Annotated in this window: 23 protein-coding genes; 8 read left to right on the top strand and 15 right to left on the bottom strand. The window is 59.2% G+C overall.

All coding sequences use genetic code 11. The annotated features are described in order from the left end of the window. The gene (locus tag ACIK7D_RS17130; protein ID WP_400156901.1) at positions 1 to 1611 is read left to right on the top strand and encodes an ABC transporter ATP-binding protein; all 1611 of its coding nucleotides are present in this window, start codon (positions 1 to 3) and stop codon (positions 1609 to 1611) included. 298 nt (positions 1612 to 1909) lie between these two features. Here the strand turns inward: ACIK7D_RS17130 and ACIK7D_RS17125 are convergent, their stop codons facing one another. Genes ACIK7D_RS17125 through ACIK7D_RS17095 form a run of 7 tightly spaced genes read right to left on the bottom strand, consistent with a single transcriptional unit; the run spans position 1910 to position 10054 of the window. After that, positions 1910 to 3715, bottom strand: a complete 1806-nt coding sequence (locus ACIK7D_RS17125) for an ABC transporter ATP-binding protein (RefSeq protein WP_400156900.1) — start codon at positions 3713 to 3715, stop codon at positions 1910 to 1912. A gap of 4 nt (positions 3716 to 3719) precedes the next feature. After that, positions 3720 to 4658, bottom strand: coding sequence for an ABC transporter permease (locus tag ACIK7D_RS17120; RefSeq protein ID WP_400156899.1), 939 nt, complete (start codon positions 4656 to 4658; stop codon positions 3720 to 3722). Further along, entirely contained in the window at positions 4658 to 5632 is a 975-nt protein-coding gene (locus ACIK7D_RS17115) for an ABC transporter permease (protein ID WP_400156898.1), read from the bottom strand. The genes ACIK7D_RS17120 and ACIK7D_RS17115 overlap by 1 nt, the downstream gene beginning before the upstream one ends. Further along, the gene (locus tag ACIK7D_RS17110) at positions 5629 to 6609 is read right to left on the bottom strand and encodes a nucleoside hydrolase (RefSeq protein WP_400156897.1); all 981 of its coding nucleotides are present in this window, start codon (positions 6607 to 6609) and stop codon (positions 5629 to 5631) included. Before ACIK7D_RS17110 ends, ACIK7D_RS17115 begins: the two co-directional genes overlap by 4 nt. Then, the gene (locus ACIK7D_RS17105) at positions 6606 to 7565 is read right to left on the bottom strand and encodes a nucleoside hydrolase (RefSeq protein WP_080819665.1); all 960 of its coding nucleotides are present in this window, start codon (positions 7563 to 7565) and stop codon (positions 6606 to 6608) included. Before ACIK7D_RS17105 ends, ACIK7D_RS17110 begins: the two co-directional genes overlap by 4 nt. Positions 7566 to 7598: 33 nt before the next feature. Further along, positions 7599 to 8480, bottom strand: coding sequence for a dihydrodipicolinate synthase family protein (locus ACIK7D_RS17100; RefSeq protein WP_400156896.1), 882 nt, complete (start codon positions 8478 to 8480; stop codon positions 7599 to 7601). Positions 8481 to 8503: 23 nt separating this feature from the next. After that, positions 8504 to 10054 (bottom strand): ABC transporter substrate-binding protein, encoded by a 1551-nt coding sequence (locus tag ACIK7D_RS17095; protein WP_400156895.1) that lies wholly within the window; start codon positions 10052 to 10054, stop codon positions 8504 to 8506. Positions 10055 to 10183: 129 nt separating this feature from the next. On the opposite strand from ACIK7D_RS17095, the gene ACIK7D_RS17090 reads away from it, so the two are divergent. Beyond that, a complete protein-coding gene (locus ACIK7D_RS17090) occupies positions 10184 to 11104 on the top strand; it encodes a LysR family transcriptional regulator (RefSeq protein WP_262531833.1) in 921 nt (306 codons plus the stop codon). Between the two features lie 81 nt (positions 11105 to 11185). On the opposite strand, the gene ACIK7D_RS17085 is transcribed toward ACIK7D_RS17090, so the two are convergent. The 8 genes from ACIK7D_RS17085 to ACIK7D_RS17050 form a co-directional block, all read right to left on the bottom strand. Next, positions 11186 to 12601 (bottom strand): SecDF P1 head subdomain-containing protein, encoded by a 1416-nt coding sequence (locus ACIK7D_RS17085; RefSeq protein WP_400156894.1) that lies wholly within the window; start codon positions 12599 to 12601, stop codon positions 11186 to 11188. A gap of 181 nt (positions 12602 to 12782) precedes the next feature. After that, a complete protein-coding gene (locus ACIK7D_RS17080; RefSeq protein ID WP_262531830.1) occupies positions 12783 to 13265 on the bottom strand; it encodes a hypothetical protein in 483 nt (160 codons plus the stop codon). A 13-nt stretch (positions 13266 to 13278) separates the two neighbouring features. After that, positions 13279 to 14322 (bottom strand): ABC transporter ATP-binding protein, encoded by a 1044-nt coding sequence (locus tag ACIK7D_RS17075; RefSeq protein WP_400156893.1) that lies wholly within the window; start codon positions 14320 to 14322, stop codon positions 13279 to 13281. Between the two features lie 15 nt (positions 14323 to 14337). Then, positions 14338 to 15180, bottom strand: coding sequence for a carbohydrate ABC transporter permease (locus ACIK7D_RS17070; protein ID WP_080813145.1), 843 nt, complete (start codon positions 15178 to 15180; stop codon positions 14338 to 14340). Next, positions 15170 to 16096, bottom strand: coding sequence for a carbohydrate ABC transporter permease (locus tag ACIK7D_RS17065; protein WP_400156892.1), 927 nt, complete (start codon positions 16094 to 16096; stop codon positions 15170 to 15172). Before ACIK7D_RS17065 ends, ACIK7D_RS17070 begins: the two co-directional genes overlap by 11 nt. A gap of 54 nt (positions 16097 to 16150) precedes the next feature. Continuing rightward, positions 16151 to 17410, bottom strand: a complete 1260-nt coding sequence (locus tag ACIK7D_RS17060; protein ID WP_400156891.1) for an ABC transporter substrate-binding protein — start codon at positions 17408 to 17410, stop codon at positions 16151 to 16153. Positions 17411 to 17439: 29 nt separating this feature from the next. Next, positions 17440 to 19050, bottom strand: coding sequence for an FAD-dependent oxidoreductase (locus ACIK7D_RS17055; RefSeq protein ID WP_400156890.1), 1611 nt, complete (start codon positions 19048 to 19050; stop codon positions 17440 to 17442). A gap of 1 nt (position 19051) precedes the next feature. Next, the gene (locus tag ACIK7D_RS17050) at positions 19052 to 20110 is read right to left on the bottom strand and encodes a LacI family DNA-binding transcriptional regulator (RefSeq protein WP_400156889.1); all 1059 of its coding nucleotides are present in this window, start codon (positions 20108 to 20110) and stop codon (positions 19052 to 19054) included. Positions 20111 to 20594: 484 nt separating this feature from the next. Here ACIK7D_RS17050 and ACIK7D_RS17045 point away from each other — a divergent pair, with 484 nt between their 5' ends. From ACIK7D_RS17045 to ACIK7D_RS17020, 6 genes are all read left to right on the top strand, one after another. Beyond that, positions 20595 to 20864 carry an acyl carrier protein gene (locus ACIK7D_RS17045; RefSeq protein WP_127755442.1) on the top strand — a complete coding sequence of 90 codons (270 nt, stop codon included), beginning with the start codon at positions 20595 to 20597 and terminating at the stop codon, positions 20862 to 20864. A 341-nt stretch (positions 20865 to 21205) separates the two neighbouring features. Beyond that, entirely contained in the window at positions 21206 to 22219 is a 1014-nt protein-coding gene (locus ACIK7D_RS17040; protein WP_127755443.1) for a substrate-binding domain-containing protein, read from the top strand. A gap of 70 nt (positions 22220 to 22289) precedes the next feature. Continuing rightward, complete coding sequence (locus ACIK7D_RS17035) at positions 22290 to 23810, top strand: sugar ABC transporter ATP-binding protein (RefSeq protein ID WP_400156888.1); 1521 nt, start codon at positions 22290 to 22292, stop codon at positions 23808 to 23810. Between the two features lie 12 nt (positions 23811 to 23822). After that, on the top strand, positions 23823 to 24824 hold the full coding sequence (locus ACIK7D_RS17030; RefSeq protein WP_127755445.1) for an ABC transporter permease: 1002 nt from the start codon (positions 23823 to 23825) through the stop codon (positions 24822 to 24824). Positions 24825 to 24865: 41 nt separating this feature from the next. Beyond that, complete coding sequence (locus ACIK7D_RS17025; RefSeq protein WP_059757988.1) at positions 24866 to 25840, top strand: sugar-binding transcriptional regulator; 975 nt, start codon at positions 24866 to 24868, stop codon at positions 25838 to 25840. After that, a complete protein-coding gene (locus ACIK7D_RS17020; RefSeq protein ID WP_400156887.1) occupies positions 25837 to 26835 on the top strand; it encodes an aldo/keto reductase in 999 nt (332 codons plus the stop codon). The genes ACIK7D_RS17025 and ACIK7D_RS17020 overlap by 4 nt, the downstream gene beginning before the upstream one ends. Positions 26836 to 26920: the final 85 nt, after the last annotated feature.

Genomic DNA, 26920 nt, shown 5'->3' with positions numbered 1-26920 from the left:
ATGAACACGACATCTGAAACCATCCTCACCGTCCGTAATCTCAAGGTCGATTTCACAACGCCGGACGGCACGGTGAAAGCCGTCAAGGGTATCGATCTTGACGTCAAGCAGGGCGAAACGCTTGCCGTCGTCGGAGAATCCGGTTCCGGCAAAAGCCAGACCATGATGGGCATCATGGGGCTGCTTGCATCCAACGGCGTTGTTGAGGGCTCGGCAAAATATCGCGGACGCGAGCTGATCGGTCTGCCGGTCGGCGAACTGAACAATATCCGGGGTGCGAAAATCACCATGATTTTCCAGGAGCCGATGACCTCGCTCGATCCTCTCTACAGGATCGGCGCGCAAATCGCCGAACCGATCCTCCACCACAGGGGCGGCAGCAAAAAAGAGGCGCGCGCCCGCGTTCTCGAACTGCTGAAGCTCGTGGGAATTCCCGATCCGGAGCGGCGCATAGACAGCTATCCCCACGAACTTTCCGGTGGCCAGCGCCAGCGCGTCATGATCGCCATGGCTCTCGCGAATGAACCGGATATTCTGATTGCGGATGAGCCGACCACTGCGCTTGACGTGACGATCCAGGCGCAGATCCTCGACCTTCTGAAGTCGTTGCAACAACGCTTCGGCATGGCCATCGTCCTGATCACGCACGATCTCGGCGTGGTCCGCCATTTTGCCAATCGTGTGGCCGTCATGCGCCGTGGGGAGATTGTCGAGTCCGGCACGACGGAAGATATCTTCGATCGCCCGCAGGCGGATTACACCAGGATGCTTCTCGATGCCGAGCCCAGCGGGCACAAGCCGGCCATTAGTGCAGAGGCGCCGGTCGTCCTCTCCGGCCAGGGCGTGACGATCGATTATACAATTCCTGGTGGCTTTTTGTCGAAGTCCCGCAGGTTTCGAGCCGTCGACGGCGTCAATGTCAACCTTCACCAGGGACAGACCATAGGCATCGTCGGTGAATCCGGATCAGGCAAGTCCACGCTCGGTCGTGCGCTTCTGCGTCTAATTGTGGCAGATGGCCGCATTTTCTTCGACGGGAGGGAAATTACCGGACTTGATCGGAAGGCAATGCGGCCATTGCGGCGGCGTCTGCAGCTTGTGTTCCAGGACCCCTATGGCTCGCTTTCGCCAAGACAGACGGTCGGAGAGATCATCACGGAAGGCCTGTTTGTGCATGAGCAACGACTGAGCCGAGCGGAACGGGACAAGCGGGCAATAGAAGCGCTGAAAGAAGTCGGTCTCGATCCCGCCGCTCGCAACCGTTACCCTCACGAGTTCTCGGGCGGACAACGTCAGCGTATCGCAATCGCCCGCGCGATCATCCTCAAACCGGATGTCGTCATTCTCGACGAACCGACATCCGCACTGGACCGATCCGTTCAGGGACAGGTTATCGACCTGCTGCGTGATTTGCAGAAGACGCATGGCCTTTCTTACATCTTCATTAGTCACGACCTTTCTGTCATCAAGGCGATTTCGGACTACGTCATCGTCATGAGAAACGGGAAGATTGTGGAGGAAGGAGAAACGGATACCATATTCAGCAGTCCGACGGCTGAATATACTGAAACACTCATCAAATCTGCTTTTTCGGTGGAAGCGGCACCATAGATTATCGCACGGCCGCGGCAGGCCTTCTCTGGCCCTGAACCACTTGAAAAAGAGCGGCAATGTCATGCGGCCGGGCTAGGTGCACCTATTTTCGACCGAATCCGTACCCGCCGCTCGGGAATACTGCTCTGACTGCCTTTTCGTGAGCATGTCAGCGTCGCAGCGATCGGCGCCCGCCGCATGGCCGCCTCGAGTGGCAAGCCGCAGTCCAATCCTGAGGCAGCACGCCGACGAAACAATCGCCGGCTGCCGTTGTGTCCTGTACGTCGACGAAGGTGATGATCATGACGCGGTTTCCTTAAGCGATCTGAACGAAGTGACCTTCGCCGGCTTCTTCGTAGGTCCGCTTCGGCGGCACATAATCGGCAGCGCGGAACGGGCTTTTGATCTCGTCATTGGAGATACGGCGCGTCTGTCGGCGCGACGGATCGGCAATCGGGACCGCCGCCATCAGCCGCTTGGTATATTCATGCTGCGGGTTTTCGAAGACGGCCTGACGCGGGCCAATTTCGACGATCTCTCCGAGATACATCACGGCGACGCGGTGGCTGATGCGCTCGACAACCGCCATGTCATGGCTGATGAAGAGATAGCCGAGACCGTATTTTTCCTGCAGGTCCAGCATCAGATTGATGACCTGCGCCTTGACCGAGACATCGAGCGCGGACACCGACTCGTCGGCAATCAGGAGCTTCGGCTCCAGCGCCAGGGCGCGGGCGATACAGACGCGTTGACGCTGGCCGCCGGAAAATTCGTGCGGGAAGCGGTCCGCCATCGAAGCGGAAAGGCCGACACGTTCCAGAAGGTCACCGACGCGCTGACGCGCTTGCGAAGCTGGCGCCAGACCATGGGTGACGATCGGCTCGGCGATCGCCTGGCCGACGCGGATGCGTGGATTGAGGCTTTCGAAAGGGTCCTGGAAGATCATCTGCGCTTCGCGGCGGATATCGGCGAGGTCGCTCTTGCCGGCCGTGAGTACATTCTTACCGCCAATCTGCACTTCACCGGATACCGCATCGGTAAGCCGAATGATCGAGCGGCCGGTGGTAGATTTACCGCAACCGGATTCGCCGACCAACGACAGGGTTTCCCCCTGACGCAGTTCCAGCGATACGCCTTCGACCGCGTGGATGCAGCCGATGGTTTTGCGCAGGAAACCCTTCCTGATCGGAAAGCGCGTAATCAGGTTGTCGACCTTGAGGATCGGTGGGTGATTGCGCTTGACCGTATCCTCGGTCGGCTTGACCGGCTGGATTTCCCCGGTTGCCATGTCCACCTGCGGAAACCGCAACGGACGATCCTTGCCAGTCATCGAGCCAAGCTGCGGTACTGCCGACAACAGCGCGCGGGTATAGGGATGTTTGGCGCCGGCAAATAGATCATGCGTCGTGCCGGTCTCAACCTGTTCGCCACGATACATCACCACCGTACGGTCGGATATTTCCGCAACAACGCCCATGTCATGGGTGATGAAGAGAACGGACATGCCTTCCTCTTCCTGCAGTGTCTTGATGAGTTCGAGGATCTGCGCCTGGATGGTTACATCGAGCGCCGTCGTCGGTTCGTCGGCGATCAGCAGCTTGGGATCACAGGCAAGTGCAATCGCGATAACGACACGCTGGCGCATGCCGCCCGAAAAATTCATCGGGTATTCGTTAAGGCGCGACTTTGCCGAGGGAATGCGGACCTTTTCCAGAAGCCGCACGGCTTCCGCCTGAGCTTCGGTTTCCGTCATGCCGCGGTGCTGGCGCAGGACCTCGGTGATCTGCGCACCGATCTTCAGCACCGGGTTGAGCGATGTCATCGGCTCCTGAAAGATCATGCCAATGTGATTGCCGCGGATTTTCTGCATGTCTTCAAGCGGGATCGACAGAAGATCCTTGCCCTCGAACTCGATCTTTCCGGCCACGCGCGAATTGCCCGGCGACAGAAGCCGCATGATCGACATCGCCGTGACGCTCTTGCCCGAACCGGATTCACCGACAACGGCGACGGTTTCCTTTGGCGCGATATCGAAGCTGACATCATGCACGACATTGCGCCACTCGCCACCGACGCGGAAGGCCGTGTTGAGATTGGAAATCGAAAGAATTGGATTGGTCATGATCTTAGCCCTCACGACGCGGATTGAGGATGTCGCGCAGGGAATCGCCGATCAGGTTGATCGCGACGATGAGCAACAGAAGGGCGATGCCGGGGAATAGGCTGATCCAGTAGTCACCGGAAAGCAGATATTCGAAGCCGTTCGAGATCAGCAGACCAAGGGACGGCTCCGTCACCGGCAGGCCGATACCGAGGAAGGAAAGCGTTGCTTCCAGCATGATGGCATAAGCGACGCGCATGGTGGCGACGACGATCAGCGGCGGCAGGCAGTTCGGCAGGATGTGCCGGAAAAGGATGTTGCGGTCCGGCAGCGCCATCGAGCGGGCGGCATCGACATAGGCGCGTTTGCGCTCGACCAGCGCCGAACCGCGGATCGTGCGGGCATAATAAGCCCATTGCGTCACCACCAGGGCCAGAATGATCTTGTCGACGCCCTGGCCGAGAATGGCGAGAAAAATCAGCGCAATCAGGATCGCGGGGAAGCTCAGCTGGATATCGACAATACGCATCAGCACCGAGTCCAGCCGGCCGCCGACATAAGCGCTGGTGAGGCCGATCGATGCGCCGATGACGAGCGCGATCGCCGCACTGGAGAGGCCGACGAGGATACTGGTGCGCAGGCCATAGAGAATGGCGCTGAACAGGTCGCGGCCCTGCGTGTCGGTGCCGATCAGATAGGTCATGCCCGACATGCTTTCCGAACCCGGTGGCAGGCGACCGTCGAGAATGTCGAGCTGAGCCAGATCATACGGATTTTGCGGCGCGACGGCCGGCGCGAAAATGGCAGCCACGATAAAGATCGTCACCAGTATGATGCCGACGAGCGCGAGCTTGTCGTGCAGCAGCGCATGGACGACTTCCCGTGCGGGGGAACGCGAGATGGATTTCGCGCCGCTGTTTGCTGCGGCATGAACCGAAACGGTCGAGCTGTTGTTGTCGGTCATCACGAATTCCCCTCAAGGCGAACGCGGGGGTCGACGATGGAGTACAGAATGTCGACCAGAAGATTGATGATGCTGAACATCACCACGGTGATCATCAGGTAGGCAAGGATGACGGGACGGTCGAGAACGCCGATAGCGTCGATGATCAGCTTGCCCATGCCCGGCCAGGCAAAGATCGTTTCGGTGACGACAGCGAAAGCGATCAGCGAGCCGAGTTCCAGACCGATGACGGTGATCAACGGGATCAGCGTGTTCTTCAGCACATGCACGGTAACGATACGGCGTTCCGGCAGACCCTTGGCGCGGGCGAAACGAACGAAATCGAGCTGCATGGTTTCCATCACACCAGCCCTTGTAAGACGGATGACCAGCGAAATCTTGAACAGCGCCAGGTTGAATGCCGGCAACAGAAGATGCGCCAAACCATCGAACGTGAACAGGCTGAGCGGCACGCCAAGGACGTTGACAGTCTCGCCGCGACCCGATGCAGGCAACCAGCCCAAATAGACACTGAACAGCATGATCATGACGAGCCCGATCCAGAAGGTCGGCAGACTGAAACCGAGGATCGAGAAGGTCATGATCGACTTGGAAATAAAGCCCTTCGGCTTGAGGCCGGCATAAACGCCGAGCGGAATGCCGATAACAAGCGCCATGAACAGCGCGACGAAGGCAAGTTCCAGCGTTGACGGCATGCGGTTCAAAATCAAGGTCAGCGCCGGCTGGTTGAACACAAAGGAATTGCCGAGATCGCCGGAAAGCGCTCGCGTGAGGAACAGCCAGTATTGTTCCCAAACCGACTTGTCGAGGCCGAAGGACTGGATGACTTGCAGGCGTTCCGCCGGTGTCGCAGTCGGGCTCAGCAGAACGTCAACCGGATTGCCGACGAGATAGAGGCCGACAAAAACCAGAACCGACATGACAAAAAGCGTGAGCACGGTTTGTAGCGACCGGCTTAGAAGATATCCGCTCATGAGCTTGAGCCTCCCAGGGTTTTTCTGGCGAGCGCTGCACCGCCATGGCGGGCGATGCGCTCGATCAGCAATTCGATGAAACCGGCTTCGTCGACATCGGTGACGACGGTGGTGTTCGCCGCCCGGTCCATCTTCTTGTAGAAATCGGCGTAGGTGTAACCCATCGTGAGGCCGGTGACCTCAACGCCGACAAAAGCCTCGCGGCTGGTGAACAATTCGGGTCGGATCAGCCACGCGATCGTCGTCGCATCATGGATCGGTCCGCCCGGTCGACCGAAACGTTTGACGTCGCTGCGGTCGAAGGTCGAGAAAAGATTGAAAAGGGCATCGCCCGCTTCGCCGCCGGCACGGAACCGTTCAAAATGTTTGGCGGTAAACAGCGCCTGGAAGGTCATGTCGAGCGGCATCAGCACAATCGGAACGCCGGACTGGAAGACGATTTCGGCGGCGTGCGGATCGGCATAGACGTTGAATTCGGCCCATGGCGTGCGATGGCCAAGTGCGGTGAAAGCTCCCCCCATCGAAACGATCCGGCGGATGCCGCGGGCAACGTCCGGATGCTGGATCAACGCCAGCGCCACATTCGTCATCGGCCCGATAGCGCAGATGGTGACCGGCTCGCCTGCCGCTGCCGCCGCCCGCGCCGTGCGGACGATGAAACGCACGGCGTTTTCTTCCGCTGCAACGATATCGCCGGCCTTGACCAGCGTATCGTCGAAAGCGCCGATGCGAGCGTATTTCCCATAGACCTGTTCGCGCACCAGCGGACCGCTGGCACCGGCATAAACCGGCACATCACGCCGTCCGCTCAGGCCAACCAGCTTGCACGCATTGGTGACCGTATCGCGAAGCGGCACATTGCCGGCGACAATGGATAGTCCCAGAACCTCGATTTCCGGCGAGGCAAGCGCCATCAGAATGGCGGCGGCATCGTCCACGCCCGGATCCGCATCTATGATGACCTTGTGGGGTTTCATGCGACGACCTTTTCGGCATAACGCGACAGGCGCTCGAGGAAGAATGCTATCACGCCTTCCGCATCGACCCTGGTGACGATGTCGGCATTCGGCTCCAGGCCGCTCTTGCCGTACCAGTCGGCAATCGTCTGGCCCATGCAAAGCTCGCTTTCATATTCGACGAACACACGTGCTTTCTGGGTTTCAAACAGATGCGGCGCAAGAATATAGGCCATGACCAGGGGATCATGCAGCGGACCGCCACGCGAACCATAACGGGGTACGTCGTTACGATCCCAGAACGCCATCAGTTCGGCAAGCGTCTGGGAAATGCGACCGCTGACGCGGGAAAACTCAGTGACATGTTCCGGCTTCAGCATGACCTGATGGGTAGCATCGAGTGCCAGCGCGACAATCGGGATGCCGCTGGAAAACACCACATGCACGGCATGCGGATCGGCCAGAACATTATATTCTGAGGTCATCGTGCGGTTGCCGGGTTCGCGATAGGCGCCACCCATCATCACGATACGCTCGATGCCTCCAGCGATCTGCGGTTTCATACGCAGCGCGACGGCAATATTGGTCATCGGCCCCAGGCAGCAGAGCGTGATACGCTCGCCCTGTTCGGCGGCCTTGCCCAGCGCGTCGATCAGGAAATCGACGGCGGAAGTCTCTTCCGCCTTCTTCACCGGTTCCGGCAATACGGTGTTGCCGAGACCCGTCTTGCCATGAAACTGGCCATGGATCGGCTCACGCAGCATCGGCCGGAAGCAGCCGGCATAGACCGGGATGTCGGCGCGATTGCCGAGTTCGCAGACCTGCAGCGCATTGCGCACCGTGCGCTCCAGCGGCTGGTTGCCACAGACCGGCGTGATGCCCAGAATCTTAAGTTCCGGCGACACGAATGCGGTCAACAGGGCAATCGTGTCATCGATACCCGGATCACAATCGACGATGATCGAAATCGGCTTCATTCTCAATGCCTTCAATGTGTGGGATCAGAAAACTCAGAGCGCGCCGACACCGCGCAGCACACTGGCGATTTCCGCTCGCGCGGCTTCGCCGAGCGGCATTTGCGGATGCATCGGCGCACCGACGGCAAAACCCTGCAGATCGAGCGCCGTCTTGATGCAGGCAGCGATCGAATATTTCGCGAAAATCTCGTTGACCTTCCACATCGGTCGCTGAAGGTCCATCGCACGCGTCCAGTCACCGGCCCTGGCCGCCTCATAGAGCGCAATGCTCTGCTTGGGCACGATACAGGCCGGACCGGCCATCCAGCCCACGCCGCCAATCATCATCACGCACACCGGGATGTGCGCGGAGGCTGCAAATACTTCCATCCGGCCGCGGGTCCGCTCGATGATGGAGAGCAGGCGCCCCGTATTGGTCGAGGCGTCCTTGATGTAGCGGATATTATCGACCCGGCTCAGCCGCTCGATAACCGGCAACGAAAGATCGGAACGCTGGAACTGCGGATTGGTATAGAGCACCACCGGACGGCCTTTGGCCGCCCTGGCGATCGCAGTGAAATAGGCTTCCACACCCTCGTCGCTGACCGGAAAATAAGCTTCGAGGATCGCCAGAATGCCATCCGCACCGGCCGCGACCATATATTCCGTCTGGGCAACGGCGTCGGCAGTAGAAGTCGACGCCACGCCGGCGACAACGGGAACCCGGCCGCGATTGGCCGAGATCACGGTATCGACAACGCGGCGTCTTTGCTCCTGGGAGAGATAGGCAAATTCACCCGTGCTGCCGAGCGGCGTCAGACCATGCACGCCCGCGTCGACCAGGTGGTCCACCAGATCCGTCAGCACACCTTGCATCACCTCACCGCGGCTATCGACCGGGGAAACGAGATAGGGAAATACACCGCTGAAAGACATGGTGGACCGCTCCTTTTCTTCAATCAGTTCGGCTTCACGTAATAGGGAAGCGTGTAACCGTCGGAACGACCCGCGTAGTTGATATCGCTCTTCACCGCCCAGGTGTTGGCGAGATAGAAAACCGGAATGACACCGAGATCCGTCATCGCGATTTCCGTGGCCTTCTTCAGAAGTTCCTCACGCTTGGCGTCGTCGAGCGTCGAGCGGGCTTCGTTCAGGGCCTTGTCGAATTCCGGGTTGGAATAACGACCGCGATTGCCCTGACCGGCCTTTTCGCCGTAGGTCTCGAGGATCGGTCCAAGAACGCCCGAAGCCTCACCGGTTTCGACGGCGGCACCGCCCATGATGAACGAAAACTCAAGGTTCGAGGCACGGGTAAAATAGACGCTGCCCGGAAGGGTGGCGACTTCGGTCTTCACGCCGACGCGGCTGAAGAACTGGCCGATGGCCTGCGCAATCTTGCTATCGTTCGGATAACGGTCATTCGATGCATGGAAGGTAAGCTGGAAACCGTCGGGATAACCGGCCTTCGCCAACAGTTCCTTGGCCTTGGCCGGGTCATAGGCGTCTACCTTGATGGCGGGATCATAACCGAAATAACCTTCCGGCACGACCTGGCCGGCCGGCACGCCCTGCCCGTCCATGATGCGGTCGACCAGCGCTTCGCGGTTGATCGACAGGGACAGAGCGCGGCGCACTTCCGGTTTCAGGAGCGGGTTCTTGCCATCCGGACCCTTGGCGAAAGGCGATTCTTCGCGGGCTTGGTCCATGTGCAGATACATGATGCGGTTACCGGCAATGTTGACGACCTTCAGCTTGTCGGATGCCTCAAGCCGGCGGGTATCGGCCGTCGGGATGCTTTCGATCATGTCGACATCGCCCGAAAGCATGGCGGCAACGCGCGCGCTCGGGTTCTTGAAGACCCGGAAGGTCACCTTGTCCCAGGCAGCTTTTTCGCCCCAATAGGCATCATTGCGCGCAACAACGACATTGTCGTCCGGCGACCAGGAAACGAATTTGAACGGGCCGGTGCCGATAACACCCTTGCCGGTGTTCATTTCGCCCGTCGTAACCTTTTCCATTTCGGCCGGGAGCATCGCGATTCGACTGAGATTGTTGAGCAGAAGCGGTGTCGGGCCGGCAGTCTTGATACGGACCGTCAGCGGATCGACGGCTTCGACCTCGGTGATAGCCTTCACGTAAGCGGCAAAGGAGCTTGGGCTGTTGGTCGAGGCAAGTGGAATGCGCTTGATGCTGGCGACCACGTCTTCAGCGGTGAAATCGCTGCCGTCGTGAAATTTCACGCCTTCGCGCAGCTTGAATTCCCAGGTCTTGTCATCGACGATTTTCCAGGAAACAGCGAGCGCCGGCTGGATCTGCTGCTTGTCGTCCTGATTGACGAGACCATCGAAAATGTTGCGCGCCATCGCACTGTTCGGACCGACGACATAAAATTGCGGGTCCATGGACGTCGTGGAGGCGGACAGACCAACGGTCATATCCCGGGCCTCGCTCGCGAACGGCATGGCGAAAACAGACGCTGCCAATGCGGCTGCGAAAACAGAAAACTTCATGACGGGGACTCCTCCAGGTTGTCCGGCCCGCGCTCCCTGCGGGTAAAAGACGAATTAACGTTTTACCTGGCAAAAGAAAAATTGCATTTTGTACTTAAGCCATGCCGCAATGTTATGGAAGGAAACCAGGTGAGACTGAAACCAAGGCAGGTCGAAGCGTTTCGAGCCGTGATGATGACCGGTGGCATTACTGCCGCGGCCGAAGCCCTTAACGTCACACAGCCGGCCGTCAGTCGCCTTATCCGCGATCTCGAAGAGATCGTTCAAATGCGATTGTTTGAACGTGTGGGCGCCAGATTGGTGCCAACCGCGGAAGCCACACAGTTTTATCGGGAGGTCGAGCGGCTTTATCTCGGCCTCGACCAGATTGCTCAGGCCGCCGATGACATACGCGCGCACAAGAATACCGTTCTGCGCATTGGCAGTGTGACGTCGCTGGTTCGCCCCTACCTGCATCGGGCGATTGTCGAAACCATTGGCGACCGGCTGGATATTCCGCTGGTGATCGACGTCGAAAACAGCCGGCATATATGGGATATGGTCGACCAGAACCGCTACGATCTCGGGCTGGTTTTCGGTTCTCCCAGAATGGCGGACAAGAACGCCACGCCTCTGCACAGCTCCTATGCCGTTGCCGCAATGACGGCAGATCATCGACTGGCATCCCGCCGGGTCGTCACGCCAAATGACCTTCTCGATGAACGAGTGCTCATTCCCGGCCGCAATTCTCCGCTCAGGCTAGCACTCGACCGCGCCTTCTCAATCGAAGACCACCAACCGATAAGCACAATGGAAACGTCAATGCTGAACTGCTGCCACTTTGCATCGGCGGGCATGGGCGTTGGCATCGTGGATCATACCAGCCTGCGCTCTGCCGGTGCCGAAGTGGTGGCGATACCATTCGAACCGAAGATCGAAGTGTCCTACTACGCGATACGGCCAATCGGTGCGCAGAGAATTGCTGTTCTTGATGAATTGATTGAGCGCATCCGCCAAATGATGAGCACCGCCGGAGATCTTGGTTCGTACCTAGCATTACGAGAGTCTTGAAGGGATACGGATCGTTCCCGGTATTTCTTTGTTCGCGTCCCTTGGCGACCAGCAGCGATCGCGATTTCCCTCTTTGCGGGATTATGGCGCCAACCGCACAATGATCGTGGCCTCGGAAGACGACAATTTCCGTTCGACGGCCAGAGCTTGCCCTGAATCAAGGCCACTGATGGTGACGCTGCCGCCCATAATCGGCTCTCTCACGACCGGCTCGAAGACCACGTCGCCATCAACCAGCAACTGGGTCTTCTGCCCGAGAGCCGCGCGGGTGAAATCCTCGAAGACCTTGGCGCTTTCCGGTGTCAACGCAATTTCCACCGCAGGTCCGGCAGCGGGATCGACCGAGGTTTTCACCTTTGCGACCTTGAGTGAAATCGGTGCAATGTTCCCGCTGCTGTCGGCAGCAGTTTTGCCACCCTCATTCTGGTCGGGAGAGGAAGCGGTATCGGCATTGGTCTTCGCGCGGTACTGGTTCAGATCGATTGAAGCCTGCCTATTGTTTTCGGGTAGCGGCTCAACGCGTTGGCCAGACAGGGTCTCGGCAGTCCATGCATGCGGCGCGGGCAGGACCGGTGGCTGGTCCTCTCGCCAGATATGCGTAGCCACGGTGAGCTTCATGCCGCCAACACTTGCGACCGTGTTTTCCAGCACTTCGATTGTCGAGCCGTCGCGTGTCGAATTCACGTAGGTCACGGTCCGCGACTTGCCGGCGCTTCTGGCCTGCGCCAGCTGCGCATCGGTCAGTTGCTTCGCGCGATCTGCAAAGCTTGCGATCATGCCATCGATCGAAGATTGCTGGGATTGGAGCAGGGCAGCCGGATCGTAGGTGACCTTCGCGCTGAACGTGGCTGTTTGCCGGGCCTTGTCGGCGGCTTCGAGTTTCCAGACGGTGCTTGTCGGAACGAGCACCCCTTTCAGTTCTTCGCTCCCCGCAACCGTCCATTCCTGTCCGATATCTGTTGTGAAAGCTTCGGAGGATTGCCCGAGTGCAAGGATCATGCTTTCCGGCGCGAGCACGTTAATGACGACAAGAGGATTACCTTTAACGGCCTGGAGCATGCGGGAGGCCGTGTTATCCGACGCGGACGTGGACAGGAGCATTTCCATATTGGCGATGATCTGATCGGCGCCGACAAGCGTCATAGGAGTACCGCTCGGATCCGCCTCGAATTCCAGCTCTTTGACACCATAAGCGGCGAGCGAATTGCGAAACATGGCGTTCATCGCATAGGAATCCGCAGTGCCTGTCGCGTCCGGGGGAAGGTCGGCCGAAAGCCTCCATTTCACCCGCATCCCCTCGTCGTTTCGCGACAGCACTGTTGCCGATTGACGGAAATCACCACGCATGACAACGGACGATGCTTCCGGCTTGTCGAGCCAAAGCGACATGTCGGTCTCGGTCGTCTTTTGAACGCGATAATGGCTCTCAGCCCCGATGGCAGGTTCATAAGGGGGAACGGTCACGCTCTCCGCCGCCTGGGCCGGGCCGGTTGCCATCGTTGCCTGGAATATCAGCCCGGCAGCGAGAAAGAGGAGAGGGACTAGAGCGATATTGCGGCGCGTTACGTTCGTGTGAATTTGAATGCCCTCCGGTTACGGCGTATTCAACACCTGACATGCCGATTTTGTACTGTCTATCCCAAGTTCAACGCCACATGGCTTCTGTGGGCAGTGATTTTTAATCATTGAATTCTGTATTGCGTCGCGATTCCGCCACCATTGCACTCAGGCGGTGTTGCAGCTCGGGCGGTTCGAATTCCATCCGCACGCAGCCAAGCGCGTAGCACATTGCGGGAGTGAACGGCATCCAGGCTCTCAAAAGATCGAGCAGCTCATCGGACATCATGTTCTCTAACGGGTCGACGCCCAATTGGCCGAGAGCCCGTTCGTGATCGGGCATCTTTGCTTTCGCGATAATGGCGAGGGTGCGTTTTAACGCCAGATCTGCTGGCTCGTGATGCTGGTTCGTTGACCACCACCATGCATCGACGTCGGCAATATATGCGGCAATATAGGTTTCCGCAGTCATTGCCGGCTCGCCCAAAGCAGCCATATCCGGAACCCAAGAGGGATCGGATGCAATTTCGGATGGTGAAAATATGCCGGGAGGTGGCGTGTCGGAGCGGTGCGTCTTCATGCCCGGTTTGCGACGGCGTGTCATGGCGAGCGGTCCGCTAGTTGAGGCGTTGACTGGTCGTGGCATCGAAAAGGTGGATCGATGCCAGATCCGGCTGAATCTGGATGGTCGCGCCCGGCTGCGCTTGCACACGCTCGCGGAAGACACCGACGACCTGGTGATTGCCGAGCATCATCGTGACCTGCGTTTCCGACCCCATTGGTTCCACCAGCAAAACCGTTGCGGTGAGGCCATGGTTGACCAGTTCGAAATGTTCCGGGCGGATGCCGTATATCGCTTCGCCTGTGGCGGAGCCTGCCGGGAGGGGCAAAATGACGCCGTCAGCCTCGAAGCCATTGGCCGTAAGTTGTCCCTTGATGAAATTCATCGCCGGCGAACCGATGAAGCCCGCGACAAAGGGATTGGCGGGCCGGTCATAAAGTTCGAGCGGCGCCCCGCATTGCTCCACCCGTCCGGCATTCATGACCACGATTTTGTCGGCCATGGTCATGGCTTCCACCTGGTCATGCGTGACATAAACGGTCGTGACCCCCAGACGCTGGTGCAGCCCCTTGATTTCACCGCGCATCACCACGCGCAATTTGGCATCAAGATTGCTGAGCGGTTCGTCGAACAGAAAAACCTGAGGATTGCGGACGATTGCGCGGCCCATGGCGACACGCTGCCGTTGCCCGCCGGAAAGCTGGCGGGGGAACCGTTCGAGCAATGGCGTCAGCCCCAATATGTCAGCTGCCCAGCTCACCCGCTCGGCGATCTCGGTCTTGCTGCCGCCGCGATGCTCGAGCGAGAAGGCCATGTTCCTGGCGACGCTCATGTGCGGATAAAGCGCGTAGTTCTGAAAGACCATGGCGATGTCGCGGTCTTTCGGCTCGATCTCGTTGACGACACGGCTGCTGATCGAGATATCGCCGCTGGTCACGGTTTCAAGGCCTGCAATCATCCGCAGCAGGGTGGATTTTCCGCAGCCCGAAGGGCCGACGAGGACAACGAATTCGCCATCGGCAATATCGATATCGACACCATGAATGGTGGCGAATGCGCCATAGCTTTTCTTGACGGATCTAAGGGTAACTGGTGCCATGGGTCAGCCTTTCGGTTAGCCTTTAAGCCCGGTATGGGCGAGGCCTTCGACGAATTGTTTCTGCGCAACGATGAAGACGATGAGTACGGGAATGGCGGTCATTGTTGCGGCGGCAAGCTGGATGTTCCACATCGGTCCGCCATAGGCGTCGGTAAATTGTGTCAGTGCCTGGGGCAGGGTGAACTTGTCGGGGCTGGAGAGAAAGACGATGGGTTCGAGATAGAGGTTCCAGCTGCCGAGAAATGTGAAGATCGCAACGGCAGCCAGCGCCGGACGGGCAAGCGGCAGGGCGATGGTCCAGAATATCTTGAACCGGCCGAGGCCATCGACCCGCGCGGCTTCCTCCAGTTCCACCGGCAGGGAAATGAAGAACTGGCGCATGATGAAGGTGGCGAAGACCGCCGGCGCACCGAAGATCGGCACCAGGATCAGCGGCCAGTGCGTGTTGATCATGCCCCATTTGAGAAACATCCGGAACAGCGGAACCAGCGTCACTTCTGACGGGATGAGCAACCCCACCAGCACCACCATGAAGATGGCGTTGGCGAAGGGGAACCTGATGCGTGCAAAGGCATATCCGGCCATCGACGCCACAGCCATGGTGCCGATGGTGACGATTGCGGCGATATAGGCGGAGTTCCAGTATTGCAGCGCGAAGGGCTGTATTCTGAAAACGTCGGAATAGGAGGAAAAATCAAAGGCGCGCGGCCAGATATCCGGTGGAAAGGCAAATATCTGGCTGACGGGTTTGACCGACGACGTGACCATCCACCAGGTCGGAAAAACGAAGGGGACAAGCAGCACGCAGAGTATGAAATAGATCAGCGTCTGCGCGCGTGGGCTGAGTTCAGTTTTCATAGAATACGAACTTTCTGCGCAGGTGCCATTGGATGAAGGTGAGCGCGCCGACAATGACCAGCAGGATGATGGAGAGCGTCGAGCCATAACCGAAGAGGTAGAACTGGAAGGCCTGCTGGTAGAGGTAATAAACGAGAACCGTCGTGGAAAAGCCCGGCCCGCCCTGCGTGAGGATCATGATCTGCGCAAAGACCTGCAACGCGCCGACGATGGTAACGATGGAGGCGAGCAGGATCGTCGGGCTGATCATCGGCAGGGTGATGCGATAGAATTGCTTGAAGCGCGGCACGCCATCGACGCGTGCGGCTTCAAACAGTTCCCGCGGCACGCCCTGTAGTGCGGCAAGAAACAGGATCATGTTGAGACCGAGATTCTTGAGTGCCTGTACAACGATGACCGAGATCATCGCGGTTGTTGGGTGGCGCAGCCAGTTGGGCCCCTCGACGTTGATCATTTGCAGGAGGCCGTTGATGCCGCCATTGTTCTGCAGAAGGAAACTCCAGACGATTGTCCAGGCGACCAGCGACACCACGACAGGGGAAAAGAACAGTGTGCGGAACACGGTCATGAAGGCCAGCTTCTGGTTCAGGAGCAACGCAAGCCCCAGCGCCAGGCTCATATTGAGCAGGGCAAGCCCGGCGGAGAACACGGCGGTCACCGCCAGCACTTCGCCTATGGCCGGGTCGCCGAGCAGCTTCTGGTAGTTGGCGACGCCGGTGAACCGGAATGACCCCGCCAGTACGTTCCACTCATGCAGTGAATACCAGAAGACCAGCACCAGCGGCACGAGCACGAAGACAACGATACCGATGAGTTGCGGCGCTATGAACAGATAACCGGTGGCGGCGTCACGGCGCGCCATGGTCCAGAAGCCGCGTCGGGCCTCTTTCTGCGCTGTCTGGAGGGCAAGCGTCATGGCTTTTCTTCCTTCTGCCTTTCGCATCCACGGAAAATCGGATGGCTACCAGCGTCAATTGGCCGCTAGCAACGGATCGAGACGGCCGCAAAGCGCTTGCAGGACAGCCGCGACATCGGCATCGGGACGCCAGAGACCGTCAAGGCCAGCGCGAACGGTCTGTTGCAGCCGGGCAAAATTGCGGACCTGCTGCGTTGATTGACCGGTGGCGACGCCGCGAATGACCACGGCCTCTATCTGTTCGCGCGACAGCAGCGGGTTGGCGGCAGCGAGGACATCGGCGGTGAGCAGGCTCTGCCGTGCCGGCGGGAAAAACCGCGCGAGCTTGGCCACATTAGGCTTGGAGGAGAAAAACGCCAGGAATTCCGCCGCAAGCTTCGGGTTTTTGCCGCTGGCCATGACGCCAATGCCTGCCCGACCTGTTACGGCATAGTCACCTGCAGGTCCTGTAGGCAACGGCACGAGATCCCAGTCGAAGGCCTTGTCGCCTTTCGGCAGCAGCGCTGCGCGGCTGATCTGGGTGGTCGTCATCGCCGCATCTCCGGCAAAGAAATCGGCCGAAACGCCAGGTCCCGGCATGGCTTTCTTCACGAAGATCGCATCGTGGATGAAGCGCATGGCATCAACCATCTCCGGGCTGGCAAAAGCGCAGGACTTGGTATCCTTCGACCAGGGATAGGCATTCCAGCCGGTATAGACTTCGGCAAGGTTTTCCCAGGCCTTGTATTCGAAATCACGAATGATCAATCCCTGTTTGCCGGTGGCCGCGACTTTCGCGGCCGTCGCAATGGCATTGTCCCAGTTCCATTCGCCGGCAGTGATCATCTCCGCGGGCGTCTTTGCGCCTGCCGCCCGGATCATGTCGTTGTTGACGAAAACGCCGAAGGGCGATGTCGAGAAGGGATAGAGATATTGTACCCCTTCATACGACCAGGCGGTGAGTGTTGCCGGGGGGAAGTCGCCCATGTCGTAACCTTGGGTATTCGCAAAGGTTTCGGTGAGGGGATAAAGCGCCCCGGCCGCCATGAAGTCAGGTGCGGTCGTGTCGAACAGCCAGGCCAGATCGGGAGGGTTGCCGCCGGCGATCTGGGTGGTCAGGGTGGTGGCATAGCCTTCGTAGGCAAGCGAATCGTAGGTGATCTTGACGCCGGGATGGCTGGCCTCGAACTCATCGGCGATCTCGTTGAAGAGGGCCAGATGGGCTTCGTTGGCGCTCCAGATCGCCATTCGCAATTCCTGCGACAAAGCTGGCGAAACCAGCCCGGATGTGACCAGAAAACCGGTCAAAGCAATTTTGACTATACTCCTGCGCATGAATAATCCTCCCAGATTATACGTTTTGGCTAGTAGCCGCGAATATCAGGCCAATGGCGCTCCACCCCTTGGCGTTCTATGTGGGTGTGAAACTCCGCCAGCCGCTTTTCATCGGCATGCACGCCATGCGGGGTCTCGCCTCTGTCAAGGCAATAGGCGGCCAGCATGCCGGCCACTTCGCCGATGTTCCATTCGACTGGATGCAGCCTGTAACAACCATTGGTGATATGCGTCGTGCCGATATTCTTGGATGCCGCCAGCAGGTTCGTTTTGTGGCGGGGAATAAGAGCACCCAGCGGGATTTCGAAAGGGCAGGCGCCGACATCGATATAGTTATCGCCGCCCGTCGAGGGGTGCAGGTCGATGCGGTACATACCGATACCGATACTGTCAGGGTAATGCACCGCGCCGCGATCGCCGCGCACGGCAAGCGACAGATCCTGTTCCACCACCGTGGTCAGAGCACGAATGCGACGGCTTTCACGGATATAGGGCGCCATGGCCAAGCCATGCTCCGTGCCGGTAATGTCGCCGCGCAGGCGCAGACCCGGAAAACCCTGACCACCATCCGGGCGGGGCGCTTCGGTCTGCATCCAGTAGAACATGGAATAGGAAAGGCTTGCCGCATCGGCCAGCCGCTCGGCATATTGTTCGGGGGTAACGTCGATGATCGGCGCCTCGAAATAATCGATCATCGGCCAGTTCACGAGGCAGATATCGCTGGCATAGGCGCCGGGCCGAAATGTGTGGCGGGCGGCAATGCGGCGGAATATCCACAGGCTCATATCGCCGGCGCTGTGGCGCTGGTCGGCAACGTCGCGTGTTGCGTTGTCCACCGGGTTGGGATCGAAGAACCGGCGGCTGCGCTCCAGTGTCCGCGGATTGGGCGAGTCCCAGCTCAATAGCGGGCCGCCCCAGAATTCGGGGGCAACCTGACGCCAGTGGTCATACCGGGCGGGTTTGTCGATGACATGATTGCCGTCAACCTGATCGACGGCGAAACAGATCGAGACGGCCTGCTGATTATGCGGTTGCGCTTCGGCCGGCGCGCTCGGCTCGCCGGTTTCGGACTGGGCTTCGAAACCAGTGACATAGTCGGTTGCGGTCAGCGGCAGCAGATCGCCCAGTTCGGTGGCGTCGATGATATAGCGGGCCGAGCAGGAAACGAGATCACCGGTATTGCAATGGCGCAGCGTCACGGCCTGCACGGTATCACCGTCGACCTCTGCTGATATCGGCTCATAGGGCTTGAGGATGGTCAGCTTGCCGCCCGCCGCGTAAGGCGCAAGCATTGCCTCCATCACCGCCAGCGAAACGCGTGGTTCATGGCACAGGCGAGACACGTTGCCGTCTCCGGGGTTGAGCGTCAGATCGGCGCGGGCTGTGTCGGTGAGCGGATAGTGGTCGCGGTAATATTGCCGCACACCCGTGCGCAGGGCGCGATAGCTGGCGGTGATCCCGAACTGTTCAACCCAGCTGTGCTCGTCGGGCGGTACGGCCTGGCTGGTCAGCTGGCCGCCAATCCATTCGAATGCTTCTGTCAGGATAACGCTGCGGCCATTGCGCAGGGCCCCAAGCGCCGCCGCCACGCCGCCAAGTCCGCCGCCAACCACAAGAATATCTGCATTGTATTCTCTCACGTCAGGTTCTCTTTCCTTGAGTTGGGCCTCGAGTTGGGGAGGCGAGCGTTTCGCCCGCCACGATGTCGCAGCCCAGCAATATCTGCTTTACGGGGCCGGGGGGGCTGGTGAGGGTTTCGACCAGCATGGAGGTTGCCTGCCTGCCCATTTCTTCGCGGGGGATGGCATAGGAGGTGAAGACGCGTTGCAACCGAAGCGTATGCGTGCGGGTGCCGCTGCCCAGCACCACGATGGAAAGATCGGCGGGGACGCTCACCCCCTGGGCACGGGCATAATTGTCGAAGACCACCGCTTCGGCCACCTCGGCAAAAAAAACGACGCTTGCGCCGCTGGCGCGAACGGCGGCCAGTTGCTCGGCCGGATCGCCATTTTCGCTTTCGTGGGAATAGACCAGCTCCGCCGCGCCCTTGATTGCGGCGAGAAAACCATGCCAGCGGTCGCTGATGGATTCCGCCGGACCCGTCGCGCCGATAAAGGCGAAGCGGCGATGGCCAGCGGCAAGTGCTTCTCGGACAAGAGCATGTGTGGCTGTCACATAATCCGCGCCGACATAACGCACCGGTCCGCCGGCATCGTCACGGCGACCGACTGCGACATAGGGATAGTCACCGGCAACCAGCTGGGCCAGCTCATCACGATCGAACTGGCTGCCCAGGATGAGGCATCCGTCGGCCAGTCGAAGCCGCCCTGTTTCCCCGAAGATGCGCTTGCGGCCGTTATCGTCGCGCGCCGCAGCCGTCATCAGCAGAAGGTCGTAGCTCAACCTCTCCGCTTCCTCCTCTATTCCCATCAGGAAAGGTGTATAGAAATCCGCCTGCGCAATCGGGAAAGCCGGCTGATAGGTGAAAACACCCAGTATCCGGTTGGCGCCCTTGACCATGCTGCGCGCGATGGGATCCGCCACATAACCGGTGTCGCGAATGGCTTTCAGCACACGCTCGCGCGTTTCAGGCGGAATGCGACCTTCAGCGGATTTCGCCTCGTTGAGCACGAGCGAAACCGTTGCCTGACTGACGCCTGCGAAGATCGCAATATCACGTTGCGTCACACGCCTAACCATCGAAACCTCGTTTTCTGCGGCTGCTAATTCGTATTAGTTGCTTATGCGTATAAACAAGGTTTGCGAGGGGATGTCAAGAGTGAGGTGCTCCACGATGATGTGTTGGTTCCGGCACATGCAATCCAGCGTCCGCGGGGGCCCTCACCAGCAGACAGTCTTTCCCAGATATTTCGCTTAGGGCAGGATGAAACATGGCCATCCATGTCACCGGAGTGCGCCTGCGAGCCGGATACAATTCATGAAAACCGGAAAAGTTCCGAGACAGAGAGCGGTCTAAAAGCCGGTTACGGGCAACAATAAATTACAAAATCTTCATTGCAGGTCACTCATTCCGGAGCTTAGATTTTATCGGGGGGAGAAATGAGAGAGCAATGTCGAACCTGGGTAGCCTCACATCCCTTTTTGTCTTCGCGACAGGCATTTTCGCCTTCTATCGATGGATGACGGATGGCATCGGCACGGAAAACAGGAAGTCGGAATCGAGATGGTGAGTTTTTCGGTCCCGACAGACACCGCAGTATCCGAGATAAGAAAACGGGTGGCAAAAATCATCGGCGAACAGCTCGGGATAGCTGATGATAAAATAGTCGATACAGCTGATTTTTCCGAAGATCTGAATGCCGATTCGCTTGAGGTCGTTCAGATCGTCATGGAGATCGAAGAGGAATTTGGCATCGAAATTCCCGATGCTGCCGCAGACAGTCTTTCCACTGTCGGTGATGCCATTCGCTTCATTCAGCTGGCAACGACTTAGTCGATCCGGAAAGGGGGCGTTCGATATGGCGATAATCCATCCCTTCATATACTTTCTTCCCGCCGTCGTCGGCACCTATGTCCTCTATAAATTCATCCTCTATTTGCTCGGCGCCGATTAGGCGCCGGTCATCGCGTCCGCGCCTTTCGGCCCCGGTTTGTGTTCAAGCTCCCCAATCAGAAGGCTCCTTCACCATACCAACCGAAATAAATTTCACACCATAAAATAAAATTCAAACAGCATTGACGGCTGCTCGGTTTCCGGCTATCCCAATTCACATGCAATAAATTACATCGAATAAAATTTATTGCGGACTAAGTCATTGTCCTTGGGAGGGGAATATGTTGGCTTTTCTGAAATCGACCGCTGCCGCTGGTGTTTTAGCCGTGGCGATTGCCGCTGGTGCCGGTTCGCAGGCCACCGCTGCGGGCAAATTTGCCTGCGAGCCGGGTGAGACCTATGTGATGAACGTCATGGTTTCCAGCCACCCCTATTGGGTGCCGGTCTTCGAGGGGTTCAAGCAGGCGGCAAAGGCTCTCGGCTGCGAGGCCGTTTTCACCGGCACCCCGGAATACGACATCACCAAGCAGATCGCATCTTTCGAGCAGGAGCTGGTGAAGAAGCCGAAGGGCATCCTGCTGCACCCGATGCAGGCCGATCCATTTATTGAACCGATCAACAAGGCGATCGGCTCCGGCGTTTCGGTGACGACTTTTGCGGCGGATTCTCCGAAGTCGAAGCGCACCGCCTACATCACTTCTGATAATGTCGCCGAGGCGAAATTCGCGGCCGATGAAATAGTCAAGAAACTCGGCGAAAAAGGCGAATATGCCGTTCTGGAAAATCCCGGACAGAGCAACCACGATCTGCGCGTCACCGCCCTCATCGACTATATGGGGCGCACCTATCCGCAGATGAAGCTCGTCGGCCGCCAGGCGACCAATCAGGATGCGAATGTCGCCTATCAGGCGGTTGGCGCCCTGCTGCAGGCCAATCCAAATCTCGGAGCACTATGGATACCCGAGGCCGGTTCGGCTGAAGGCGCGACCACCGCCGTTCTCGAGGCAAAAAAGAAGGTCCTGATCCTGCATGCGGATATCACACCCGCGACGCTGGAACATATCAAGCAGGGCAATATCTACATGTCCATCAATCCCAATCAGGGCGTGCAGGGCTTCATGGGTTTCATGAACACGTTTCTGGGCGCCCATTCGGACCTGATCGACCCGTTCAACGACTACAAGGTCTCCGGCTTCAACCCGATGCAGGTTCCTTCGATGGACAATGGTTTCGCGGTCATCACCAAGGCGAACGCCGCTTCCTTCGATCTCAACGATTATATGAAGGGGCGCTGACGCGCCGCACTGGACCCGGCGAGGTTTGCGCCTCGCCGGCCACAAGGGGAAGCAGGTTCGGGAGGGCGTTATGGGTGAGGTCATCCTCAGCATGACGAATATTCACAAGGCGTTCGGCCCCGTGCGGGCGCTGCGCAATGCGGCGCTTGAGTTGCGGCGCGGCGAAATCCATGCGCTGGCGGGTGAAAACGGCGCCGGCAAGTCGACGCTGATGCATATCATCGACGGTATTCTGCAGCCGGATGGCGGGGAGATCGTGCTGGATGGCAAACCGGTCAAGATATCCTCGCCCAATGCGGCGAACCGGCTCGGCATCGGTTTCGTGCATCAGGAGATCGCCCTCTGCCCGGAGATTTCGGTCGCCGAGAACATGTTTATGTCGCAGACGGGCCAAAGCCGATCATGGTTCATGAATTATCGCGATCTCGAAAAGCGGGCGGCAATTGTGCTGCGGGAAATCGGTGATATCGATCCCGGCCGCCGGGCCGGCGACCTGTCGATCTCGCAACAGCAGATCGTCGAAATCGCCAAGGCGCTGACACTCGATTGCCGCATCCTTATCCTCGACGAGCCGACGGCGGCTTTGACCGAGACCGAGGCCCAGACTCTTTTCAGGATCATGCACCGGCTGGCGGAACGGGGCATTGCCATCGTTTATATCTCGCATCGTATGGCGGAGATTTTCGAACATTGCGACCGCATCACGGTGATGCGCGACGGCTGCCATATCAGGACGGAGAACATTACCGATATTTCCCCCGAGGAAGTCGTCAACAGCATGGTGGGACGGGTGCTCGACAAGCTCTATCCGCCAAAACTTTCGGACGATGAAAAATCGGAGGACGTCATTCTCTCGGTTCGGGGCCTGAATGAAGGAAAGCGGGTTTTCGATGTCAATTTCGATCTGCGCCGCGGCGAAATCCTGGGGCTTGCCGGGCTGATCGGTGCGGGAAGAAGCGAGATCGCCCGCGCCGTTTGTCGGCTGGAGGGTAAGCCGAGAGGCGAGGTTACGCTGCGCGGCCGGCCGCTGAGGCTCAAGGATTATCGCGACAGCATCCGCGAGGGGCTGGTCTATCTGTCCGAGGATCGCAAGGGGGACGGGCTTTTCCTCAATATGTCCATCGCCTCGAATGTCTCCGCGCTCGATATCGGCAGGGTATCGAACGGCATGGGCTTCATCGAACGGCGCAAGGAAACGAAGCGTGCCGATGAGCTGGGACGCCGCCTGAAACTTCGGGCGAACAGCGTCGGCGATGCGGTATCGACGCTGAGCGGCGGCAACCAGCAGAAGGTGGCGCTGGCGAAAATGCTGTCGGTGGAGCCGGAGGTCATCTTTCTGGACGAGCCGACACGCGGGGTGGATGTGGGGGCGAAGGCGGAAATCCATCGCCAGATCAGGGAGCTGGCGCGTGAGGGGGTCGGTGTGGTCGTCATATCTTCGGAACTGCCGGAACTTATCGGCGTCAGCGACCGCGTGCTGGTCGTACGCGAAGGTCGGATTACGGGTGAGGTCGAGGGCGACGACATGACGGAGGAAAAGATCATGCAGCTCGCATCGATCAATATTGTGCATAGCCCGGAAAGGGCCTGAGGGAGCGGGAAAATGGCAACATCGGAAACACCTTCAAGCCTTGCCGAGACGGCGGTTCGCCGCACTGCCTGGTGGGAGCCGGCGCTCAAGGCGCGGGAAACCGGGCTGATCGTCATCATCCTCGCGCTTTTTGCGGTGATGTCCTTCATATCTCCGTATTTCCTGACCGTGGACAATCTGCGGGCCATGGCCATGGTCTTCGCCATCGAAAGCATCGTCGTGGTGGGCATGACGATCCTGCTGATCTCTGGCGGTATCGACCTTTCGGTCGGTTCAGTCACCGCACTTGCGATGGTGGCGGCTGGCTGGCTGTTCCTCAATGGCGTCGACCCATGGGTGGCGGCGGGGCTGGCGATCTGCCTTACGACCTTGATCGGCATGGCCATGGGATTCCTGACGACGGTGATCGGTCTGCATCATTTCATCGTGTCGCTGGGCGTCATGGTGATTGCGCGCGGTGTGTGCCTGCTGGCGACGGGCGGTCGGCCGCTCGGCCTCTATTCCCTGCCGCCGGAATTCAAGTTCATCGGTCAGGGCGCGCTTGGCGGCATCCCGCTGGTGCTGATCATCTTCGCGGTGGTGGTTGTTGCTTTCGATCTGCTGCTGCGGCGCACGACCGCCTTCCGCAAGGTGTTCTATACCGGCAGCAATCCCAAGGCCGCGGCCTATTCCGGCATCCGCGTCGGCCGGGTGGTGTTTGCCACCACCACGCTTTGTTCGATGTTGTGCGGTGTTGCAGGCGTTATCTACATGGCCCGCTTCGGATCTGCCCAGCCAAGCTTCGGCGTCGGCATGGAACTTAACGTGATTGCGGCGGCGGTCATCGGCGGCGCGAGCCTTTCGGGCGGCTCGGGCACCATTCTCGGCGCGATCCTTGGGGCGATCCTTCTTTCGGTGGTTTCCAGTTCGCTTGCCTTGCTCAATGTGTCTGTCTACTGGCAGGACATCATCAGGGGCAGCATATTGCTGACTGCGGTCCTGTTCGACCACTATCTGGTCAGGCGCCGCCGTTGAACGCCCTTCGCTCGCCCGAGGGTAACTGGAGAAAGACGACCATGCTGGATATCAAGGATGATTTCGATCAACAGAGACAGATGTATTCGGTCCTGGTGCTGCATTTCATCGAGGGTGTGAAGCAGTCGGAAATCGCCGAGCGGCTCAATCTTTCCCATACCAAGGTAAACCGCATGATTGCGGCCGGCCGCAAGGCGGGCATGGTGAAGATCACCATCGCCAGCCCCTACCAGAGGCTGGTGGACCTCGAAAACGAGATCACCCGCCGTTTCGGTCTCAGGCAGTCGGTGGTGACGCCGACGGTCTCCGATAATCCGGAAACCGCCTTGCAGATGGTGGGTCGGGTGGCTGCCAACCACTTGCTGGAGACCATTCGTGACGGCGATGTGATCGCGATTACCGGCGGCAAGGCGGTGAGTGCCGTTGTCGACAATCTGGAGGCGGAGCGTCGTTTCGATGTGCGGGTGGTGCCGCTGACCGGCGGTGTGCAGGGCAAGCACTATACGGATGTCAATCATCTCGCCACGCAACTGGCGGAGAAACTCGGCGGCAGCGCATCGCTCGTCCATGCGCCGCTGTTTGCCGAGGATGAGGAACAGCGCGATCTGCTGATGAATGTCGCATCGATACGCGAAGTCTTCGATCTGGCCCGGCAGGCGCAGGTGGCGCTGGTCGGCATCGGCTCCGTGGAGGCTCCGGGCTCCGGCTATTACGATCTTCTGCCGGATGCGGCCCGTGGCGGGCAGGCGCTGGTGGATGCGGGAATTGCCGGCGAGTTTCTCGCCCATCTCACCATGGCGGACGGACAGCTGGCGCGCATCGATCTCAACTCGCGCGTGGTGGCGCTGGACCCCGGGCAGCTTGCCCGGTGCCCGAATATCATCGGTGTTGCGGCAGGCGCCATCAAGGCCGGCCCGGTGGCGGCCACGCTTGCCGGCCGCTATCTGACCTCGCTCGTCGTGGACGAGGCGATAGCCGGCTATTTACTGGATCATGAAGGAGGGGAGACCGCGTGACGGACAATGCAATATTGACCCGGACGATTGGCAGAAGCGGCATTAACGCATCCGCCGTGGGGCTCGGCACCTGGGCCATCGGCGGCTGGATGTGGGGCGGCACCGACGAGCGGCAATCCATCGCCGCCATCCAGGCCTCCATCGATGCGGGTATTTCCCTGATCGACACCGCACCGGCCTATGGCATGGGGCTTGCGGAAACCATCGTTGGCAAGGCAATTGCCGGCAGGCGCGAGAAGGTGGTGCTGGTCAGCAAATGCGGGCTGGTCTGGCATGTGAACGAGGGTGCCTATTTCTTCCATCAGGATGGCAAGCCCGTTCACCGTTATCTCGGTGCCGCTTCCATCCGGCACGAGGTCGAAGAGAGCCTGAAACGGCTCGGAACCGACTATATCGATCATTACGTGACCCATTGGCAGGACGCCACGACGCCGGTTGCCGAGACGGTCGGGGCTTTGGTGCGGCTGAAAGAGGAGGGGAAGATCCGCTCCATCGGGGCAAGCAACGTCTCGCCCCGCGATCTCGAAGCCTATATCGCCACCGGCGCGCTGGATGCCATTCAGGAAGAATATTCCATGGTGAAGCGCGATATCGAGACGACGCTGCTGCCGCTTTGCCGAAAGAACGATGTCTCGGTCCTCAGCTATTCGTCGCTGGCGCTCGGTCTCCTCTCGGGCAAGGTCGGGCCTGAACGGGTCTTTGCGGAAGACGACCAGCGCCACGGCAATCCGCGCTTCAGCCAGGCGAACCGTCAGAAAATCGCGCGGTTGATGGGCGTGCTGGAACCGATGGCGGCTGCCCACGGGGCGTCGGTCGCGCAGGTGGTGATCGCCTGGACGATTGCCCAGCCGGGCATAACATTCTCGCTGTGCGGCGCGCGCGATCCGGCTCAGGCGGTTGAAAACGCCGCGGCGGCACGTCTTCGCCTCACGCAGAATGAGCTGGCACTCATCAGCGCCGGTGTCGCGGAGCATCTTGTGGGGCTCGATAGCTGATTATGTAGGCTGAGACGGGACTTCAGGCGAACAGCGCATCATTTTCGTCCCGTCTCTCACGTCGCTTTAAACGGTCAACAACATT

Origin of the sequence: Agrobacterium sp. P15N1-A, from assembly GCF_044626815.1 — a bacterium.
GTDB classification, from domain to species: domain Bacteria; phylum Pseudomonadota; class Alphaproteobacteria; order Rhizobiales; family Rhizobiaceae; genus Agrobacterium; species Agrobacterium leguminum.
This window is presented reverse-complemented; position numbering and strand designations above follow the sequence as displayed.

What these genes read in the sequence shown, in the direction of transcription:
- ACIK7D_RS17085 (WP_400156894.1), bottom strand. Translation starts at nt 12,601, where the DNA reads ATGGCAACCGGCCCGGCCCAGGCGGCGGAGAGCGTGACCGTTCCCCCT.
- ACIK7D_RS17060 (WP_400156891.1), bottom strand. Translation starts at nt 17,410, where the DNA reads ATGCGCAGGAGTATAGTCAAAATTGCTTTGACCGGTTTTCTGGTCACA.
- ACIK7D_RS17125 (WP_400156900.1), bottom strand. Translation starts at nt 3,715, where the DNA reads ATGACCAATCCAATTCTTTCGATTTCCAATCTCAACACGGCCTTCCGC.
- ACIK7D_RS17070 (WP_080813145.1), bottom strand. Translation starts at nt 15,180, where the DNA reads ATGAAAACTGAACTCAGCCCACGCGCGCAGACGCTGATCTATTTCATA.
- ACIK7D_RS17115 (WP_400156898.1), bottom strand. Translation starts at nt 5,632, where the DNA reads ATGAGCGGATATCTTCTAAGCCGGTCGCTACAAACCGTGCTCACGCTT.
- ACIK7D_RS17105 (WP_080819665.1), bottom strand. Translation starts at nt 7,565, where the DNA reads ATGAAGCCGATTTCGATCATCGTCGATTGTGATCCGGGTATCGATGAC.
- ACIK7D_RS17045 (WP_127755442.1), top strand. Translation starts at nt 20,595, where the DNA reads ATGGTGAGTTTTTCGGTCCCGACAGACACCGCAGTATCCGAGATAAGA.
- ACIK7D_RS17035 (WP_400156888.1), top strand. Translation starts at nt 22,290, where the DNA reads ATGGGTGAGGTCATCCTCAGCATGACGAATATTCACAAGGCGTTCGGC.
- ACIK7D_RS17100 (WP_400156896.1), bottom strand. Translation starts at nt 8,480, where the DNA reads ATGTCTTTCAGCGGTGTATTTCCCTATCTCGTTTCCCCGGTCGATAGC.
- ACIK7D_RS17075 (WP_400156893.1), bottom strand. Translation starts at nt 14,322, where the DNA reads ATGGCACCAGTTACCCTTAGATCCGTCAAGAAAAGCTATGGCGCATTC.
- ACIK7D_RS17050 (WP_400156889.1), bottom strand. Translation starts at nt 20,110, where the DNA reads ATGGTTAGGCGTGTGACGCAACGTGATATTGCGATCTTCGCAGGCGTC.
- ACIK7D_RS17030 (WP_127755445.1), top strand. Translation starts at nt 23,823, where the DNA reads ATGGCAACATCGGAAACACCTTCAAGCCTTGCCGAGACGGCGGTTCGC.
- ACIK7D_RS17025 (WP_059757988.1), top strand. Translation starts at nt 24,866, where the DNA reads ATGCTGGATATCAAGGATGATTTCGATCAACAGAGACAGATGTATTCG.
- ACIK7D_RS17110 (WP_400156897.1), bottom strand. Translation starts at nt 6,609, where the DNA reads ATGAAACCCCACAAGGTCATCATAGATGCGGATCCGGGCGTGGACGAT.
- ACIK7D_RS17120 (WP_400156899.1), bottom strand. Translation starts at nt 4,658, where the DNA reads ATGACCGACAACAACAGCTCGACCGTTTCGGTTCATGCCGCAGCAAAC.
- ACIK7D_RS17040 (WP_127755443.1), top strand. Translation starts at nt 21,206, where the DNA reads ATGTTGGCTTTTCTGAAATCGACCGCTGCCGCTGGTGTTTTAGCCGTG.
- ACIK7D_RS17130 (WP_400156901.1), top strand. Translation starts at nt 1, where the DNA reads ATGAACACGACATCTGAAACCATCCTCACCGTCCGTAATCTCAAGGTC.
- ACIK7D_RS17095 (WP_400156895.1), bottom strand. Translation starts at nt 10,054, where the DNA reads ATGAAGTTTTCTGTTTTCGCAGCCGCATTGGCAGCGTCTGTTTTCGCC.
- ACIK7D_RS17080 (WP_262531830.1), bottom strand. Translation starts at nt 13,265, where the DNA reads ATGACACGCCGTCGCAAACCGGGCATGAAGACGCACCGCTCCGACACG.
- ACIK7D_RS17065 (WP_400156892.1), bottom strand. Translation starts at nt 16,096, where the DNA reads ATGACGCTTGCCCTCCAGACAGCGCAGAAAGAGGCCCGACGCGGCTTC.